This is a genomic window from Chryseobacterium sp. MYb328 (assembly GCF_037572595.1).
In the GTDB taxonomy this organism is placed as follows: Bacteria; Bacteroidota; Bacteroidia; order Flavobacteriales; family Weeksellaceae; genus Chryseobacterium; species Chryseobacterium pennae.
The window spans coordinates 42,738-60,568 of the sequence record NZ_JBBGZQ010000004.1; the positions used below are offsets into that span (position 1 = coordinate 42,738).

Annotated in this window: 13 protein-coding genes; 11 read left to right on the plus strand and 2 right to left on the minus strand. The window is 37.8% G+C overall.

The features are described 5' to 3' along the window. Positions 1-6 precede the first annotated feature (6 nt). Entirely contained in the window at positions 7-1,248 is a 1,242-nt protein-coding gene (locus WH267_RS05835) for an OmpP1/FadL family transporter (RefSeq protein WP_340006463.1), read from the minus strand. Positions 1,249-1,728: 480 nt separating this feature from the next. On the opposite strand from WH267_RS05835, the gene WH267_RS05840 reads away from it, so the two are divergent. From WH267_RS05840 to WH267_RS05865, 6 genes are all read left to right on the plus strand, one after another. Further along, positions 1,729-3,141 (plus strand): PSP1 domain-containing protein, encoded by a 1,413-nt coding sequence (locus tag WH267_RS05840; RefSeq protein ID WP_340006465.1) that lies wholly within the window; start codon positions 1,729-1,731, stop codon positions 3,139-3,141. Next, positions 3,134-3,598 carry a gliding motility lipoprotein GldH gene (locus WH267_RS05845; RefSeq protein ID WP_115968319.1) on the plus strand — a complete coding sequence of 155 codons (465 nt, stop codon included), beginning with the start codon at positions 3,134-3,136 and terminating at the stop codon, positions 3,596-3,598. Before WH267_RS05840 ends, WH267_RS05845 begins: the two co-directional genes overlap by 8 nt. A 6-nt stretch (positions 3,599-3,604) precedes the next feature. Further along, positions 3,605-5,980, plus strand: a complete 2,376-nt coding sequence (locus WH267_RS05850; RefSeq protein WP_115968321.1) for a transglycosylase domain-containing protein — start codon at positions 3,605-3,607, stop codon at positions 5,978-5,980. A gap of 75 nt (positions 5,981-6,055) precedes the next feature. Next, on the plus strand, positions 6,056-7,597 hold the full coding sequence (locus WH267_RS05855) for a protein adenylyltransferase SelO (protein ID WP_340006469.1): 1,542 nt from the start codon (positions 6,056-6,058) through the stop codon (positions 7,595-7,597). Between the two features lie 82 nt (positions 7,598-7,679). Beyond that, positions 7,680-8,636 (plus strand): T9SS-dependent choice-of-anchor J family protein, encoded by a 957-nt coding sequence (locus tag WH267_RS05860; RefSeq protein WP_340006471.1) that lies wholly within the window; start codon positions 7,680-7,682, stop codon positions 8,634-8,636. Between the two features lie 77 nt (positions 8,637-8,713). Then, a complete protein-coding gene (locus WH267_RS05865; RefSeq protein WP_340006472.1) occupies positions 8,714-9,991 on the plus strand; it encodes a DUF6080 domain-containing protein in 1,278 nt (425 codons plus the stop codon). Between the two features lie 46 nt (positions 9,992-10,037). Here WH267_RS05865 and WH267_RS05870 read toward each other — a convergent pair whose 3' ends face one another. Further along, on the minus strand, positions 10,038-10,595 hold the full coding sequence (locus WH267_RS05870; RefSeq protein ID WP_115968327.1) for an SPOR domain-containing protein: 558 nt from the start codon (positions 10,593-10,595) through the stop codon (positions 10,038-10,040). A gap of 182 nt (positions 10,596-10,777) precedes the next feature. Between WH267_RS05870 and WH267_RS05875 the strand changes: the two genes are divergently transcribed. The 5 genes from WH267_RS05875 to WH267_RS05895 are packed head-to-tail and all read left to right on the plus strand — an operon-like array spanning position 10,778 to position 17,829. Then, the gene (locus WH267_RS05875; protein WP_340006474.1) at positions 10,778-12,136 is read left to right on the plus strand and encodes a c-type cytochrome; all 1,359 of its coding nucleotides are present in this window, start codon (positions 10,778-10,780) and stop codon (positions 12,134-12,136) included. 23 nt (positions 12,137-12,159) lie between these two features. Continuing rightward, the gene (locus tag WH267_RS05880) at positions 12,160-15,219 is read left to right on the plus strand and encodes a TAT-variant-translocated molybdopterin oxidoreductase (RefSeq protein WP_340006476.1); all 3,060 of its coding nucleotides are present in this window, start codon (positions 12,160-12,162) and stop codon (positions 15,217-15,219) included. Positions 15,220-15,244: 25 nt separating this feature from the next. Continuing rightward, positions 15,245-16,642, plus strand: a complete 1,398-nt coding sequence (nrfD, locus tag WH267_RS05885) for an NrfD/PsrC family molybdoenzyme membrane anchor subunit (RefSeq protein ID WP_089735129.1) — start codon at positions 15,245-15,247, stop codon at positions 16,640-16,642. Next, positions 16,629-17,150 carry a DUF3341 domain-containing protein gene (locus WH267_RS05890; protein WP_047376185.1) on the plus strand — a complete coding sequence of 174 codons (522 nt, stop codon included), beginning with the start codon at positions 16,629-16,631 and terminating at the stop codon, positions 17,148-17,150. The genes nrfD and WH267_RS05890 overlap by 14 nt, the downstream gene beginning before the upstream one ends. A gap of 1 nt (position 17,151) precedes the next feature. Beyond that, complete coding sequence (locus WH267_RS05895; RefSeq protein WP_123320374.1) at positions 17,152-17,829, plus strand: c-type cytochrome; 678 nt, start codon at positions 17,152-17,154, stop codon at positions 17,827-17,829. The last annotated feature ends 2 nt before the right edge of the window (positions 17,830-17,831 follow it).

Consider the following 17,831-nt stretch of genomic DNA (forward strand, 5'->3'; position numbering starts at 1 on the left):
TTTTAATTAAAAAGGGTTATAAGATAAACCTAGACCAAAATAGAACGCTTTTGCCTTAGCCTGTCCATAGAATCCAAGATTAGCATTGTTCACATTTCTGTACTGAGGCATCGCATATCCTCCTGCAATGTCAATTCCAAACTGTTTTAGCTTAAATCCTACTCCACCAGTAATCACATAGGTATCAAATGAAGGAGTTTCCGGAATAAAGTTTTCGTTAGTATAAGGAGACTCGTCATAATATGCACCTAGACGACCGTAAATCATATTAGTGAAAGCATATTGAGTTCCCAATCTGAATGTTTTGGAATTTTTAAAGTTCTTAGCATTCACAAGAACTGTTGGATCTGATGGGTTATTAGGCGCAAGAGGTGCATTTTCGAAGTCCAGTACAAGCTTGCTGTATCTTTCCCATCCATGATAATTAAAATCTGCTGAAACCTGCCATTTTGGAGTCACTTTATAAGTTAAACCGATAGTATACTCTTCAACCAACGGAAGTGTTGCTGTGAAACCATCTTGGCCTGCAGCATTTAATTTTAATAATGAATAAGGGGTCTGAGTTGGGAACTTGAATGTAGCAGTTCCATTATCAGCCTTCATGTCAATTGCTGAACGGTATGCAATACTAACATCCAATTTTGGATCAGGTCTGAAATAGAAACCGAAACCATATCCGTGTCCGCTTGCTTTATTGTCATTGATATTTACTTGCCCATTAAATTGTGTCACAGCTTTATCCCAATCTACTTTCCCTCTTGCATAGATATAACTTGCTCCGAAAGCCAACCAAGGAGCCAGTTTCACAGAAACCATTGGTTGGAAATAATAACTCTTCAGTTCTAATTTCTGTACCATTTCCTTACCTTCCCAATTATCCGGCCATTTAATCGTACTTCCGAAAGGTGTTGAAAAGCTAAAACCTACAGATAGATTTTCTATTGGTTTATAAGTAATCGCTGCATAGATTGGGGTCCCAAGTGGGTTATCCGTTTCCGTACTCTGCAAAGTATTTAAGTTTTGAAAAGTAACTTTATTACTTGCACCAAATCCTCCCGCTACTACGCTCAGCTTGGAAGGAATAAATGACATACCTGCTGGGTTGAAGAATGTCACACTTGCATCTTCGGCATGAGCACTAGTATGCGCCATTGCCAATTGTTTTACCCCCTGCAAAGAAACTCTGAAGCCTCCTGCGTAAGATAAAACGCCCGCCAATAAAGCAGTTGATACTAATATTTTTTTCATAGACTATTATTATATAACCCAAATATAAAATTATTTTGAATACGTCTGTTAATATTTGCTAACATTTTAAACAATATATAAAAAGAAAACTATGTTTAAAATAACATTCTAGACATAATAAAGCCCAAAGCAATAATTAACAAACAATTACAAATCAGACTACATAACACTATTAAAACTGTTTAATATTAAACAATTGTTTAACAAAAGAAAATCATCACCTTGAAAAAGGTCATAACAGAGTGAAATCTCAAAGAATGTTAAAATTTTGAAAGCATATTTTTTTTGTACATGTTACAAATTTAAAAAGCAAAAAAAAGACCTATTAAAAACCCTCTCAACCATACTTCTTTATTCCTTTAACTTCCGGACTTTACTAAAATACAAAAATGTTTTACCACGAATTCAGGTTATTTGAGTATTTTAGAATTGCATAAAGATAAAAATACATAAATTTGCAAGATTATAAATAATAGTAATATGAGTTGTGGATGCAAAACATCCGGCGATTCTGCACATTCTTGTGGTCCTAAAAAAACTGCAAGTGGTTGTGAAAATGTAAATACCTGCGGGAATAGTTATAAATTAAGTGTTTTTGACTGGCTTTCTAACATCAACAATCCGGCACCAAACAGGTGTGATTTTGTAGAAGTTAGGTTTAAAAATGACAGAAAATCGTTTTATAAGAATGTAAATAATATCCCTTTACATATAGGTAGCGTAATTACAGTAGAATCTAGTCCGGGACACGATGTAGGCGTAGTAAGCCTTACGGGAGAATTAGTAAAGATTCAGATGAAAAAGAAAAAGTTTTCTGAAGAATTAGCACTTAAAATATACAGACAGGCCAACCAAAAAGATCTTGAGGTATGGCAGGAAGCAAGAAAAAAAGAAGAAGCCGTAAAGCTTGAAGCAAGAAAAATTGCTCAAAGAATAGGTCTTGAAATGAAGGTAACTGATGTTGAATATCAGGGTGACTCTTCAAAAATCACATTTTATTACACTGCTGAGACCCGTGTGGATTTCAGACAGTTAATCAAAGATTACGCAGGTGCTTTCAGAACGAAGATCGACATGAAGCAGATCGGGTTCAGACAGGAAGCTGCAAAAGTAGGTGGAATCGGATCTTGTGGACGCGAACTTTGCTGCTCTACATGGTTAACAGATTTCAGATCTGTAAACACAAATGTGGCAAGATACCAGCAATTAAGTATTAACCCTCAAAAACTGGCAGGACAATGTGGTAAGCTTAAATGCTGCCTTAACTATGAGCTTGACAGTTATTTAGATGCATTAAGCAACTTCCCATCTTCTTCTACTACACTGGACACAGAAAAAGGAAAAGCATTCTGTATCAAAATTGACGTTTTCAAAAAGAAAATGTGGTTTGCTTATGTAGACAGCTCTATCGCATGGTACGACTTCGATATTGATCTTGTTAAAAAACTGATTGCAAAGAACAAAAGAGGAGAAAGAATACTTCCTCTGGAAGATCTGAAACAACCGGAAACACCATCCCAAAGCATTGACCTTATCCAGGAAAATAATGTAGACCGCTTCGAGAAGAAAAACAGAAACAATAGAAACAGAAACAATCAGACTAAGCAGAACAATAATAACCCGGGACAAGGACAAAGGCAACCTCAGGGAGAAGGTCCAAAGAAAAACAGACCTGAAAGACAGGAAAGACCCAACCGATCGGAAAAGCCGGAAAACCCTAATGCTAATTCAGCAAACCAGCCTAGACAACCCAAACCACAACAGCAGCCAAAAGCACCCGTGGAAAAAGTAAAAGCTGAAGCAAATCCTGATGCAGAGAAAGCGCAACAAAGCAATCCGAACAAGAAAAAATTTAAAAAGAAATATCCTCCAAAAAAAGATAAAAATGCGTAAAATTTTAGGATTATTGACCTTTATTCTTTTCTTAAGCTGTAACTCTTCTTCAGGAGAAGATGTTATTATGAATTCCGTTGATAATAAGTGGAATAAGAAAAGTGAGCAAAAATTTAATCTTGAAATTTCAGATCCGCAGAATCCTAAAAATATTATATTTGTTGTAAGAAACAACAACAATTATCCTTACAGTAATATAAGGTTCATTGTGAATTTCACCAATCTTCAGAACAAGAAAAAAGAGACAGACACCCTTAATTATGTTCTGGCAAAACCAAACGGAGAGTGGCTTGGTACAGGCTTTGGTGATACAAAAGAAACATTGTTTCAGTATAAATTAAATTATAAATTCCCAGGAAAAGGAAAATATCAAATTGGGCTTACTCAAGCTATGAGAAATGATATCTTACCAGGAATTGAAGATATTGGGATAAAAATAGAAACGGCTAAACCGTAACCATAAATGGAAGTAAACAATAAAAATGCAGGAAATAAGGGGAAAACATTCCCTCTGCCTCCTAAAAAAAAGAACACCTCTTGGAAAAAATGGGTCTCCTTTATTTGGATTGCACTCATTGCGGTAGTTTTAGGAATTTCAGGACTTTTCTTTGCAGTTTCCCAAGGATTCCTTGGAGAAATGCCAGATGTAAAAGAACTGGAAAACCCGGACATATTTGTAGCTTCTGAGATTATTTCTTCAGATGGGGTAACGCTAGGTAAGTTTGAGAAAGAAAAAACTCAGCCTATCGTATATAAGGATCTTCCTCCTTTCCTCATCTATGCTCTTCAGGCAAAAGAAGATGAGCGTTTTAAAGAACATTCAGGAATCGACCTTTATTCTATCGCCAGAGCAGTTGCCTACGGAGGTGGACGTGGTGGTGGTTCTACCATTACCCAGCAGCTGGCAAAACTTCTTTTTACAGGAACAGCATCTCAGAATAAATTTGAAAGAGCATTCCAGAAGTTGAAAGAATGGGTGGTTGCTGTAAGTCTTGAAAAAAGATATACTAAAGAAGAAATCATTACCCTTTATTTCAATAAGTTCGATTTCCTTTTCAATGCAAATGGTGTTGAAATGGCATCCAGAGTCTATTTTAACAAAAAGACCTCTGAGCTTACCCTACCGGAAGCAGCAACTTTTGTAGCAATGCTTGAGAACCCAAGAAAAAACAATCCTTACAGATATCCTGAAAAAGCAAAGGAAAGAAGGAATGTTGTTTTGGACCAAATGCAGAAAACAGGATATATTGATGCTGCCACTTATGAAAAAGCAGCCAATACACCGATAGAGGTAGATTTCCACCCTATCAAAAGTATTACTGACGGATATTCTGCTTACTACAAGTTCTATCTGAGAAAAGAGATTGATAAATATCTTGAGTCTCATGAAAAAGAAACCGGTAAAAAGCTTAATCTTTATAAAGACGGATTAAAAATTTACGTTACTCTTGATTCTAAAATGCAAAAGTATGCTGAGGAATCTATTAAAGAGCATTTAACGGATCTTCAGAAAAGATTCGACGCAGAACAGAGAGGAAGAAAGAACAGACCTTTCTACTATCTTACTGATAAACAAATCAGTAGTGTAATGCTTCAGGCCATGAAAAGAACTGGCCGATATAAGCTGTTAAAAGCTGATGGCATGCCAGATGATTCCATTATGATGGAATTCAAAAAACCGATCAAAACTTCAAGGTTCACATGGGCTGGAGAAGAAGAGGTTGAAATGTCACCTTGGGACTCTATCAGATACCACAAACAAATTGCACAGGCAGGTTTAATGTCTATGGTTCCCGGAACCGGCGAGATCAAAGCCTGGGTAGGAGGTATCGATTGGCAGCATTTCCAATATGATCACATCAAACAAGGTAAGAGACAGGTAGGATCTACATTCAAACCTTTCGTATATGCAACTGCAATTATGAAACTGGGAATGACTCCTTGTTCTGCTGTTTCTAACGGAACTTATGACCATAACGGCTGGCATGTACCGGGAAGAGGAGGAATGCTTACTTTAAAAGATGGCTTGGCACATTCTCAGAACCCGATTGCAGCAAGACTTATAGAAATGACGGGAGTAGACGCTGTTATCCAGACCGCAAGAGATCTTGGAGTAACAGAAGATATTCCTAGAAACAATACCATTGCCCTGGGTTCATCAGATATTACTATCTATGAAATGCTAGGTGCATACAGTACTTTCGCAAACTACGGTAACCACAATAAACCGGAAATGATCTGGAGAATTGAAGACGCCAACGGTAGAGTTATTAAGGAGGTAAATGTAGAGCCTAAAGAAGTAATGAACCCTATGTATGCCTACACCATGATTGAATTGATGAAAGGTGTTGCACAATATGGTACTGCATCAGGAGAGCTTGGAAGAAGAGGAATCTCAAAAGCGGTTGAAATTGCTGCTAAAACAGGTACTACACAGAACAACTCCGATGGTTGGTTTATGGGAATCACTCCTAAACTGGCAACAGGAGCCTGGGTAGGATGGGAAGACAGAGCAACCCACTTCTTCGGAACGGGTGAAGGTCAGGGAGCAAAAATGGCATTGCCTATATGGGCAATATTCATGAAGAAAGTATGGGCAGACAAGACATTGGGAATTACTCCGGATGATAAGTTTATCAAACCTTCTGACTGGAAAGACGGCTGTTCAAACCTTAAAGGATTAGGAGGCGGATATGGAGATGACGGAAGCCTTCAGACCATTGACGAGATCAAAAATCCAAGACCGGCAGATCCAACACCTAAAAAATCTACAGAAAAGAAAGAAGAAAATATCAATGAAAACCTTCACTCTAATGATGAGGTAGATTTCAATAAATAAATTCTCTTTTAGAAATACATAAGACCTTTCAATAATTTGAAGGGTCTTTTCTTTTATAATTAATACCTTTGAAGGATGAATATCGAACGCATAAGCCAGCCATTTATCAAAAAATTTCCAGGAGATTTTTCAAACAATCCTATGCAGAGAAATACGCCTAAAGTTTTATTTTCAACGATTGCCCCTGCAGGATTTGACAAACCTCAGTTAATAGCTTTTAATAAAACTTTATCCGAAGAAATAGGATTGGGTAATTTCGATGAAAAGGACCTGGATTTCCTAGTAGGAAACAATCTGCCGGATAATATTCAGACCTATGCGACAGCTTATGCAGGACATCAGTTTGGAAACTGGGCAGGCCAGCTAGGAGATGGAAGAGCAATTCTTGCAGGAGAAATCACTAATGACTCCGGAAAAAGAACAGAAATCCAATGGAAAGGAGCCGGAGCAACCCCTTACTCCCGACATGCAGATGGAAGAGCCGTTCTGAGATCTTCTGTAAGGGAATATCTGATGAGTGAAGCGATGTTTCACTTGGGAGTTCCTACAACCAGAGCATTAAGCCTTGCATTCACCGGAGAAGATGTCGTTCGGGACATTATGTATAGTGGAAATCCACAGTTGGAAAAAGGAGCAGTCGTAATCAGAACTGCCGAAAGCTTTCTTCGCTTTGGACATTTTGAACTGATGTCTGCCCAGCAGGAATACAAAAACTTGGAAAACCTATTGGATTTTACCATTGAAAACTATTATCCGGAAATCACTGCATCAGGCATCCAGAAATACAAAGCCTTTTTTGAAAGCATTTGCACCCGTACAGCAGATCTTATGGTGGAATGGTTCAGGGTTGGATTTGTACATGGAGTGATGAATACAGATAACATGTCTATTTTAGGACTTACCATCGATTATGGCCCTTATTCAATGATGGATGAATATGATTTAAATTTCACCCCAAACACCACTGATCTTCCTGGAAGAAGGTATGCTTTCGGAAAGCAAGGACAGATCTCTCAATGGAACCTTTGGCAATTGGCTAATGCTCTTCATCCGCTGATTAAGGATGAAAAGTTTTTAGAAGATACTTTAAACAGATATGGCAATTATTTCTGGGAGGCTCATGACAAAATGCTTTGCAGAAAATTCGGGTTTGATGAACTAAGAAAAGATGATGAAGAGTTCTTTACCAACTGGCAGGGATTAATGCAGGAATTGGAACTGGATCACACTTTATTTTTTAATCAATTGGAAAAATTATCCGGCGAAACAGATCTAAAGACAGCTTTTAGTGATATCTCCTACTCTGTTTTAAATGAAGAAAAGCTTGGGAAACTTAAGAACTTTATTGAAAGTTACAAGTCCAGATTGAATTCAAATACCATTTCCAGAGAAGAGTCTTTAGAAATGATGGTAAAATCAAATCCAAAATTCATTCTCAGAAATTATCTGCTCTATGAGTGCATTGAGGAAATCAACCATGGTAAAACTGAAATGCTGAATAAGCTAACTCAGGCCCTGGAAACTCCCTATGAAGAATTGTTCCCTGAGTTTTCCGCCAAAAGGCCACCTGAATATGACGACACCGCAGGATGTTCTACACTTTCGTGTAGTTCTTAATGAATATACCACAAAATATCGTATATATTGAATTATTTACATCATATTAAATATTTTCACTAATTTTAGAAAAATCTTTAATATGAAAAAAATTATCCTATCTTTAAGTTTAATGTTGGGAACAGCAGCATATTCCCAAACAGTACTGCTCAATGAGAGCTTTGAAAGTTATACGGACTTTGCCATTACAGGAATCGGAAGCTGGCTTACACTTGACCTTGATATGGCAGGCACTTATTATGGTGGAGGCCCGGTTGTTGCAGGTGTAACTGATCCCAACTGGACACCCAGCTGGCCCAATTCATCTTCACCAAAGGCATTTCAAATATTTAATCCATCCAATACAAATGCCACAAACAACACGACAGCTACGGCTACAGATGAAGAAGTAAGAGATTTCACGCCACATACCGGACAGAAGTACGCCGCCGCATGGGCAGCATCTGCACAGCTAGGAACTATTGCCAACAATGACTGGCTTATTACCCCGGCAGTGACACTGGGAACAAGCTCCAATACTTTAACATTTTGGGTGAAAGCTCTTTCTCCTGATTATACTGAACAATACAAAGTGGGAGTTTATACAGGAAGTGGAAGCCCAACCTCAGGAAGTAATTTCACAACAATTTCAGGACCAGCCGCCCTCAGTGCATCCTACCCATCATGGCAACTTATTACCCTTAACCTTGATAACTATGCGGGACAAACCATAAGAGTTGGCTTTAACTATATGGCTGAAAATAAATATATGTTTATGCTGGATGATGTTAAAATCACAACTTCAGGAACTCTTGGAACAAGTGAGGCTTCAAAAGCAAAAACAAACACAGCCATTTACCCTAATCCTACTAAAGGAGAAATCAATATTAAAACAGATAAAAAAATAAAATCAACTTCAGTAATTGACATGTCAGGAAAAACACTCAACAGAACAGAATCCGGAAATACGGATATTTCATCTCTTCCAAAAGGAATCTATCTGATGAACGTAGAATTTGCTGACGGAACTTCTACAACAGAAAAAATTATCAAACAATAATCACAACGTGTATACAATCTTCCCAAAACCACCCATTCCGGTGGTTTTTTATTTTACTTTTGCAAAAAATACGGCACGTGTCATTTATCAAGACAAAATTTATTAACTTTTTGAGGCTGGTCTTCCCTTCCTCCTACACTGAACTTACAGTTTTCCTGTTCTTTATCATCTGTTACGGAATTCTGGGTTCTTATATTGCCATTCATTACAGAATTATCTTCGATAGCAGAATTCCTTGGGACGCCTACTTCAGCTTTGACAACAAATCTATCCTGATGACTGGAGGCAGCTTTGAAAGACATCCTCTATCCTATTATTTTTTCAACTGGATTAGAGAATTCTGTTTATTCATTTCAGGAGGTAAAATGGATATGACCTTTAGACTCACCTTAGCCTGGCTCAGCAATATCATCATCACTTTAAATGTGGTTCATATTTTCAAATATCTTAAGAATATCATCAGGCTTCCGTTGCCTTATAGTCTTTTGATTGTATTATTCTTCGGAATATTTTCTACCAACATCATTCTTTCCTTTACTCCGGAAAATTTCACCTACACCCTATTCTTTCTTTCACTGTACAATTATTATGCAGCAATAAAACTCAGAAAGGAAGAAAAAATACCAGCCACAGCACTTTCATTGGCAGGCATTACCATTGGAGGGCTTACCATTACCAACATGGTAAAAGTTTTCATCCCGGTTTTCTTCGAAAAAGGACTTTTTAAAAGCTGGAAAAAAATAGGAGGAGCCATTTTACGAGGTATGGCAGCCGTTACAATGTACACATTGCTTTACCTGAACAGAATTGATTTTAAATACCAGAACATTTTTTCAAAGACCAATCAGCAATATGAAAAGTTTTCCAATGTAGAATCCATGCCGACCTGGGATATGATCCTGTCTTTCTTTTTCGGAGGAAATATTCTTTTTCCGAGTTTCATTATTTCAGACAAACACAATATGAAAGGTTTTAACTTTAAAGGTCTTTATATGGATCTTTATTCCTCAATTTTCCCTTACATTTTCATCGGCTTATTATTGATATTGATAAGTTGGAGTTATCTGAAGAATTTTAAAAACAAATGGGTGCAGATCATTATGATTTCATTTCTCTTTGACATCATCATTCACTGCATCATGAGATTCGGACTTCACACTTCATATATTTACGGTGGTCACTTTGTATTTGTATATCCACTGCTTATTGGCTGGCTCTTGTTCGCCTACAGGTCCTCTGCAAAAATGATGGCTTTTTTAACGCTAATAATCTGTTTCCTTTTTGTCTATTTACTTGCAAACAATCTGTTCAGAATATCAGAATTCTTTTGGTTTTTAGAAACTTATTATCAATAAAAAAACCGGGAAAATTCCCGGCTTATATGTTTTAAAATCTTCAGTATTACTTTGCTTCAGCACAGAAAATTCTATACTGAACAGCCACTGCAGATTTAAAATATTCTCTAATTCTAGACAGATCCCCAGCCGCACTTTGCTTAGTAAAGTAACTTCCAGCTAAGATTTTATAATTTGGTCTTAAAGAAGCATCTGTTTCCACTTTCAGATTAGGAAATCTTTTTCTGAAATAAGACTTCACTTCATTAGCTTCTTCATTGCTCTTTACCGTTGTGATCTGAATTTTATATCCTAAAATTCTAGGATTTTTTCTACAAATCTCTGCATTAGTCAATTCCCTATTCGGTACATAGATTTTAGGCGGTTTTGTACTGATGCCTGAAGAAATACCAGAGTCATTATTACTATAATCTTTAGTAGGATTATTGGTAACAACCTTTGAACATTTATCTTCTACTCCTTCCAAAGCAGCATTTATTTTGGAGTCCATGGAGATAACAAGCTCCGTTCCCGAAAGCGTATCTTTTTTAACAACTTGCTGGGCTTCAATACTATAAAAACCAAACAATGATAATATCGAAAATATTTTGATCAAATTTCTCATTTAAACTTGTTTCCGCAAATTTATACAAATTAAAAAACTATACCAAACGAGTTATTTAGAATCAATACAAATTAAACGTAAATGATATTTTCCCCTTTCTATATGCCGTTAAATTTCTGTTAAAAATATTATTTTTGCGGAATTGATATGTTTCAATAATTTACTAACATAAGATAATTTAAATGATTAGTTGGAGAAAGCATTATAAAAAAACGTTGATCGCAATAGGCTTATTGCTATCAACCAGTGCTTCATTTTACGGGCAAGACGGCGATCCTAAAAACGGAGAGAAACTTTTCAAAGCGAATTGTACTGCATGTCACGCGCTGGACAAACAAGTAATAGGACCACCACTAAAGGGGGTTGTAGAACGAGTAAAGACAGAAGGTGGTGTAGACAGAGATTGGCTTCACAAGTGGATTAAAGACAACAAAGCTTTAAGAGCTTCAGGGGATAAATACGCCAATGAAATTTTCGAAAAGTATAATAAGACTGAAATGTTACAGTTCCCTAACCTTACGGAGAAGGACATTGATGACATCTTAGCATTCACTACTAATCCTCCTGTTGAGCCACCAAAGGAAGACAAAGCGGCTCCTGCACCTGGTGCTGATGCGGCATCTCCTGCAGACAAAAGCACAACAAACATTGTAATCATTTCCCTATTAGCCATTGCAGGTCTATTAGTTTGGATCTTGCTTAAACTAAGACAATTAGTAAAACTAGGCCAGTCTGAAGAATTAACAGGGCTTAACGAAACGAGAGTTCGTTCGTTCAAGGAAATGTACGAGAAGTTCCACTATGTAGGAAAAGGTATAATAGCTGTACTTGCTATTCTTGCTGCTTACGGAGTTTGGAACTGGTTAATGTGGATCGGGGTTTACAAAGGATACAAGCCTGAACAACCAATCTACTTCTCCCACAAAATCCACGCTGGAGAACAAAAAATTGACTGTCAATTATGTCACTCCAGTGCTAAATACGGAAAAGTATCTGAAATTCCTTCTATGAACGTTTGTATGAACTGTCACAGAACAATTTCTGAATACAACGCAGATCACTACATGGAGCCAGGAAAAGACAAGGCATTCTATGACGGAGAAATCCAGAAGATCTACGCAGCAACAGGTTGGGATCCTGCTAAACAACAATACACAGGAAAAACACAACCGGTTGAATGGACAAGAATCCACAACATGCCAGATTTCGTTTACTTCAACCACTCTCAGCACGTAATTGCTGGTGAACAAGCGATCATCAATTCTTTCAACAAAAAGAATCCTAACAACAAAATTGACGTTGTATGTAAAGCTTGTCACGGTAAAATTGATACAATGAATGTTGTTCAAATGGCTAACGACTTTACAATGGGATGGTGTATTGAATGTCACAGAACGACTGAGGTTGATATGAACAACGGTTATAATAAAGAGTACTTCAAAAATCTACACGACAAGTTGAAAAAACAATATCCACAAGATGGAGGTAAGATCACTGTAGATGCAATTGGAGGTCTTGAGTGTGGTAAATGTCATTATTAATAACTAAAAAATTAGAAGTATAAATGGCTTCAAACAAAATACAATTCAGAAGTATTCATGAACTTAAAGACCCAGCTTTAAATGGTAAGCTGGCTCTTAAAGAGTTTCAGGAAGAAATTCCGGTAGAAGATTTCCTTGGAGATGCTGAACAAAACGGATCAAGTACTTCAAGAAGAGATTTCCTTAAATTACTAGGATTCTCTACAGCAGCAGTAACTTTAGCTGCCTGCGAAGCTCCGGTAATCAAAACGATCCCTTATGTGGTAAAACCACACGATATTATTCCAGGGGTTCCTAATTATTACGCTTCAACATATTTTGACGGTTTCGATTTCGCTAGTGTTTTAGTAAAAACCCGTGAAGGTAGACCTATCAAAATTGAACCAAACCCTGCTGGTGGTGATTTAGGTAAAACTAACGCTAGAGCTCAGGCAAGTGTACTTTCTCTTTATGATAATGATAAAGTAAAGCAGCCTAAGCTAGACGGTAAAGATGAAACTTTCGATAAAGTAGACAGTTTCGTTATTAAAGGGTTGGAAGAAGCTAAAGCGTCAGGCAAAAAGATTGTGGTTTTATCACACTCTTTTGCTTCACCAACTTTCAAAAAGTTATTCGCTGAATTCAAAGCTAAATATCCTACAGCTGAATTAGTAACTTTCGATGCTTATCCTTATGCTGCAGGATTAGATGCTGCTCAGGAAGTATTCGGACAAAGAGCATTACCTGTTTATGACCTTAACGGTTCTGAATTGGTAGTTTCTTTCCAGGCTGATTTCTTAGGAGATTATAACGCTTCAAGTTTAGAGTCTTCTTACGCAGCAGCTAGAAAACCAAGTGCAACCATGTTGAGACACATCCAAGTGGAATCTAACATGTCATTAACTGGTGCTAACGCTGACTCAAGATACAGATTAAAGCCAAGTGCTGTAAACAAAACTTTAGTTGAGGTTTATAATGCAATCGTAGGTGGTGGTACTTCTGATAAGACTGCTACTGAAATTGCAAACGAACTTAAAGCAAAAGGAAGCAAAGCTGTTGTTTTTGCTGACGGTTCTAAAGGAGCACAGGTTTTAGCACACTTAATCAACCAAAAATTAGGTTCAGTAGCTTTCACTGGTAAAGCAAACTTACTAAAAGAATTCAACGGTGCAAGATACCAGGAATTCCTAGGATGGGTAAACGGTGGACAAGTTGGAGTATTAGTTACAAACAACGTAGATCCTATCTATGCTCATCCAAAAGGAGAAGACTTCAAGAAGTCTTTATCAAAAGTTCCTTATGTAATTGCGGTTGCTGATAAGAAAAATGAAATGTACAAAGCAGCTAAGGCTGTGATTCCAGTGGCTAACTGGTTAGAGTCTTGGGGAGATATCGAACCACAGACAGGAGTATATTCATTAATGCAGCCTACGATCCAGAAGATCTACAAATCAAGACAGATTGAAGAATCTTTATTGGTTTGGAAAAATGGTAAAAACAATGCTGCAAACAACTACTACGATTATTTAAAGGCTAGCTCTGCTTCTCTTTTAGGTAGTACTTCTTTCAACAAAGCATTATATAACGGTATCAACCCTTCTACAAACTCAACAACATTATCTTACGCTGGTGGAAACGCTGCACAAGCTGTTGCTGAGCTAGGAAACTTCAAAGCTTCCGAATTAGAATTAGTATTATACACTACGACTTCAATGGGAGACGGTACTCAGGCAAACAACCCTTGGTTACAAGAGTTACCTGACCCGATCACTAGAATGTCTTGGGATAACTACCTGACTATTTCTCCAAAAGACGCAGAGAAATTTGCAATTGACAACGATCTTAACGCGAGAATGCAGTTAGATGGTTCAATTGTTAATCTTACTGTAAACGGAGTAACAATAAAAGATGTTCCTGTATTCGTACAACCAGGTCAAGCAGAAGGATCAGTAGGTCTTGCGCTTGGTTATGGTAAGAAAGACTCAGGAGCAACTGCAGATACTGGGGTAAATGCTTATCCTTTATTCGATGGTTCTAACCTTGTTCTTTCTGGTGCTAAAATCGAAAAGACAGGAGAAGATCACGAATTCGCAGGTATCCAGCTTCAAAATACATTAATGGGTCGTTACGAAATCGCTAAAGAAGTTCCTTTAGCTGAATTCATCAACGTACCATTTGATGACGAGCACAAAGGATGGAATAAGCCTTTGGAATACCACACCATCAGTGGAGCTCTTCCAGCAAGAAAAATCGATCTTTGGGATGCATTTGATGATACTGACGGTCCTCATTTCAACTTATCTATTGACTTGAACTCTTGTACAGGTTGTGGAGCATGTATCATTGCTTGTCAGGCTGAGAACAACGTTCCTGTAGTAGGTAAAGAAGAAGTAAGAATGTCTAGAGATATGTATTGGTTAAGAATTGACCGTTACTATTCTTCAAGACAAAAGGTAGAAATATACGAAGGATTAAAAGAAGGAATGGCTGTACCTGAATTGTATGGTACTGCATTCGGAGACGGAGGGGCATTGAACCACCCGGCTGATAATCCAGATGTAATCTTCCAACCGGTAATGTGTCAGCACTGTAACCACGCTCCATGTGAAACTGTATGTCCGGTAGCGGCTACTTCACACGGTAAGCAAGGTCAAAACCATATGGCTTACAACAGATGTATCGGTACAAGATATTGTGCAAACAACTGTCCGTACAAAGTAAGACGTTTCAACTGGTTTACGTATAACCTAAATGACAAGTTCGATTACAACATGAACAACGATTTAGGAAGAATGGTACTTAACCCTGACGTAGTTGTTAGAACTAGAGGGGTAATGGAGAAATGTTCAATGTGTATCCAAATGACTCAGAATACTATTCTTGAGGCTAAGAAAGAGGGAAGAAGAGTGAAGGATGGAGAATTCCAGACAGCTTGTTCTAAAGCTTGTTCTACTGGTGCAATGACATTTGGAGACATGAATGATAAAGATTCTTCAATTAGAAAGGTGTATGCCTCTAACAGAAGATATTATTTACTAGAGGAGATCGGAACAAAACCAAATGTGTTCTATCATACTAAAGTAAGAAACAGAGTAGAAAAATAAAGTTTAAATAATAAATAGGTAAAAAATGTCAGGACATTACGAAGCTCCGATAAGGGAACCTCTAATTATTGGTCACAAAACTTATCACGATATCACAGAAGATATTGCACGACCTATCGAAGAAAGAGCAGGTAAATTATGGTGGATCTCATTATATGCAGCCTTAGTTCTATTCATCTATGGATTCGGATGTATCGCTTATACGATCGGGACAGGTATTGGATCATGGGGGCTTAACAGAACTATTAACTGGGGTTGGGATATTACCAACTTCGTATGGTGGGTAGGTATCGGTCACGCCGGAACCCTAATCTCAGCAGTATTATTATTATTTAGACAGAGATGGAGAATGTCTGTAAACAGATCTGCAGAGGCGATGACGATCTTTGCGGTTGTACAGGCAGCAATCTTCCCTGTAATTCACATGGGTAGAGTTTGGGTTGGATACTGGGTATTCCCATTACCAAACCAATTCGGTTCTCTTTGGGGGAACTTTAACTCTCCTCTACTTTGGGACGTATTTGCGATCTCTACGTATTTCTCAGTATCAACTGTATTCTGGTTCATGGGATTAATCCCTGACTTTGCAATGATCAGAGATAGAGCTAAAACTCCTTGGACTAAGAAGATTTATACATTCCTAGCATTCGGTTGGGGTGGTAAAGCAAAACACTGGCAAAGATTCGAAGAACTTTCTTTGGTTCTTGCAGGGTTGGCAACTCCACTTGTATTCTCGGTACACACTACCGTATCTTTTGACTTCGCAACTTCAGTAATTAAAGGATGGCACTCTACGATCTATCCTCCTTACTTCGTTGCCGGAGCAATCTTCTCAGGATTTGCAATGGTACAGACACTATTGTTGATCGCTAGAAAAGTTTGTCACTTAGAAGAATATATCACAATGTATCATATCGAAATTATGAACATCGTAATCGTTCTTACAGGTGGTATGGTGACTGTAGCTTATGCAACTGAATATTTCATCGGATGGTACTCAGGATCTCGATTTGAAGATTTCACATATCTTTCTCCGGGTGCAGCAGTAGGACCTTACTGGTGGGCATTCTGGTCATTGATTATCTGTAACCTTGTTGTTCCTGCATCATTCTGGTTCAAAAAAGCTAGAACGAACATTATCTGGACATTCATTGTTGCATTAATCATTAACATCGGTATGTGGTTTGAGCGTTTTGATATCATCGTTATCAACCTTTCTAGAGACTACTTACCAGGATCTTGGACTATGTTTAAGCCAACGATCATTGATGTGGGTGTATACTTAGGAACAATCGGATTCTTCTCTGTATTATTCTTACTATACGCAAGAACATTCCCTGTAATTGCACAGGCTGAATTAAAATCGATTCTGAAAATCTCAGGTGAAACTTATAAAGCAAAAGAAGGAGATGAGCACCACTAAAATTGTATACGGACTTTATGCTGACGACGACGATTTAATGAACGGCGTTAAAGCATTCAACGATAAAGGAATCGCTATAAACGAAGTATATACTCCGTTTCCGGTTCACGGACTAGATAAGGCTTTAGGGTTAAAGAAAACTAGAATTTCTGATGCCGCTTTCTTATATGCTCTTTACGGTGTTACTATTGGTGCTACTGTAACTTGGTATGTGATGAACCATGACTGGCCTCAGAATATCGGTGGTAAACCAGCATTTGACTGGGCACACAACATGCCGGCATTCGTAGTTCCAATGTTCGAATTAATGGTATTCTGTGCTGCTCACATGATGTCTTTAACTTTCTTAGTTAGAAACAAAATGTATCCAGGAGCTCCAGCTCAGAATCCAGATCCAAGAACTACTGATGATAAATTCATGATGGAATTCGTAACTGAAGATGTAGAATCTGTAAAGCAGTTGCTAATTGAAACTGGAGTTGAAGAAATAACTGTTAAAGACGCTTAAAATGAAAAAGAACGTATTAAGAATTACAGCAGTTTTAGGTTTAACAACAGTTTTACTTAACTCTTGCGGGCCAAAGGAGAACACTCCGTTGGTATACTTCCCGGACATGTATTTTCCGGTAGCTTATGATCCATTGATGAAAGCTCAGGATGCGTATTCAGATCATGAAAATGAAATTCCTGCTTTTGTTAAAAATAGTGGTGCAACAGGTCTTTCTCCAGTAGAAGGATCAGTAGCGCAAAATAAAGATGGTATTTTTGAAGAAGGGTTAAAGCCAAAAAATGTTGACGAGTACAATGCAGGGTATGATGCTTCTAAAAAAATGACTGCTTCTCCTCTAAATCCAGCTAATGCTGCTAAGGATATTGAAAGAGGAAAAGTATTGTTCGACCATACTTGTGCTGCATGTCACGGAACAGGAGGTGATGGACAAGGACCAATTGTACAGACTGGAGCATTTTCTGGAGTACCAAACTATGCTGACAGAGAAATTACTGTAGGATCTGTTCATTATGTATTAACAAACGGTAGAAACGCGATGGGATCTTATGCTGGACAGCTAAACCCTGGTGATAGATGGAGAGTGGCAATGTATGTGATGAGTGCTTTCAAAAAAGGCGCAGCAGCACCGGCAGCCGCAGCACCAGCAACTGAAACGACTACTGAAACTAAAAAATAAGA

Coding starts and splice junctions, on each gene's coding strand:
- WH267_RS05835 (WP_340006463.1), bottom strand. CDS start 1,248: ATGAAAAAAATATTAGTATCAACTGCTTTATTGGCGGGCGTTTTATCT.
- WH267_RS05840 (WP_340006465.1), top strand. CDS start 1,729: ATGAGTTGTGGATGCAAAACATCCGGCGATTCTGCACATTCTTGTGGT.
- WH267_RS05845 (WP_115968319.1), top strand. CDS start 3,134: ATGCGTAAAATTTTAGGATTATTGACCTTTATTCTTTTCTTAAGCTGT.
- WH267_RS05850 (WP_115968321.1), top strand. CDS start 3,605: ATGGAAGTAAACAATAAAAATGCAGGAAATAAGGGGAAAACATTCCCT.
- WH267_RS05855 (WP_340006469.1), top strand. CDS start 6,056: ATGAATATCGAACGCATAAGCCAGCCATTTATCAAAAAATTTCCAGGA.
- WH267_RS05860 (WP_340006471.1), top strand. CDS start 7,680: ATGAAAAAAATTATCCTATCTTTAAGTTTAATGTTGGGAACAGCAGCA.
- WH267_RS05870 (WP_115968327.1), bottom strand. CDS start 10,595: ATGAGAAATTTGATCAAAATATTTTCGATATTATCATTGTTTGGTTTT.
- WH267_RS05875 (WP_340006474.1), top strand. CDS start 10,778: ATGATTAGTTGGAGAAAGCATTATAAAAAAACGTTGATCGCAATAGGC.
- WH267_RS05880 (WP_340006476.1), top strand. CDS start 12,160: ATGGCTTCAAACAAAATACAATTCAGAAGTATTCATGAACTTAAAGAC.
- nrfD (WP_089735129.1), top strand. CDS start 15,245: ATGTCAGGACATTACGAAGCTCCGATAAGGGAACCTCTAATTATTGGT.
- WH267_RS05890 (WP_047376185.1), top strand. CDS start 16,629: ATGAGCACCACTAAAATTGTATACGGACTTTATGCTGACGACGACGAT.
- WH267_RS05895 (WP_123320374.1), top strand. CDS start 17,152: ATGAAAAAGAACGTATTAAGAATTACAGCAGTTTTAGGTTTAACAACA.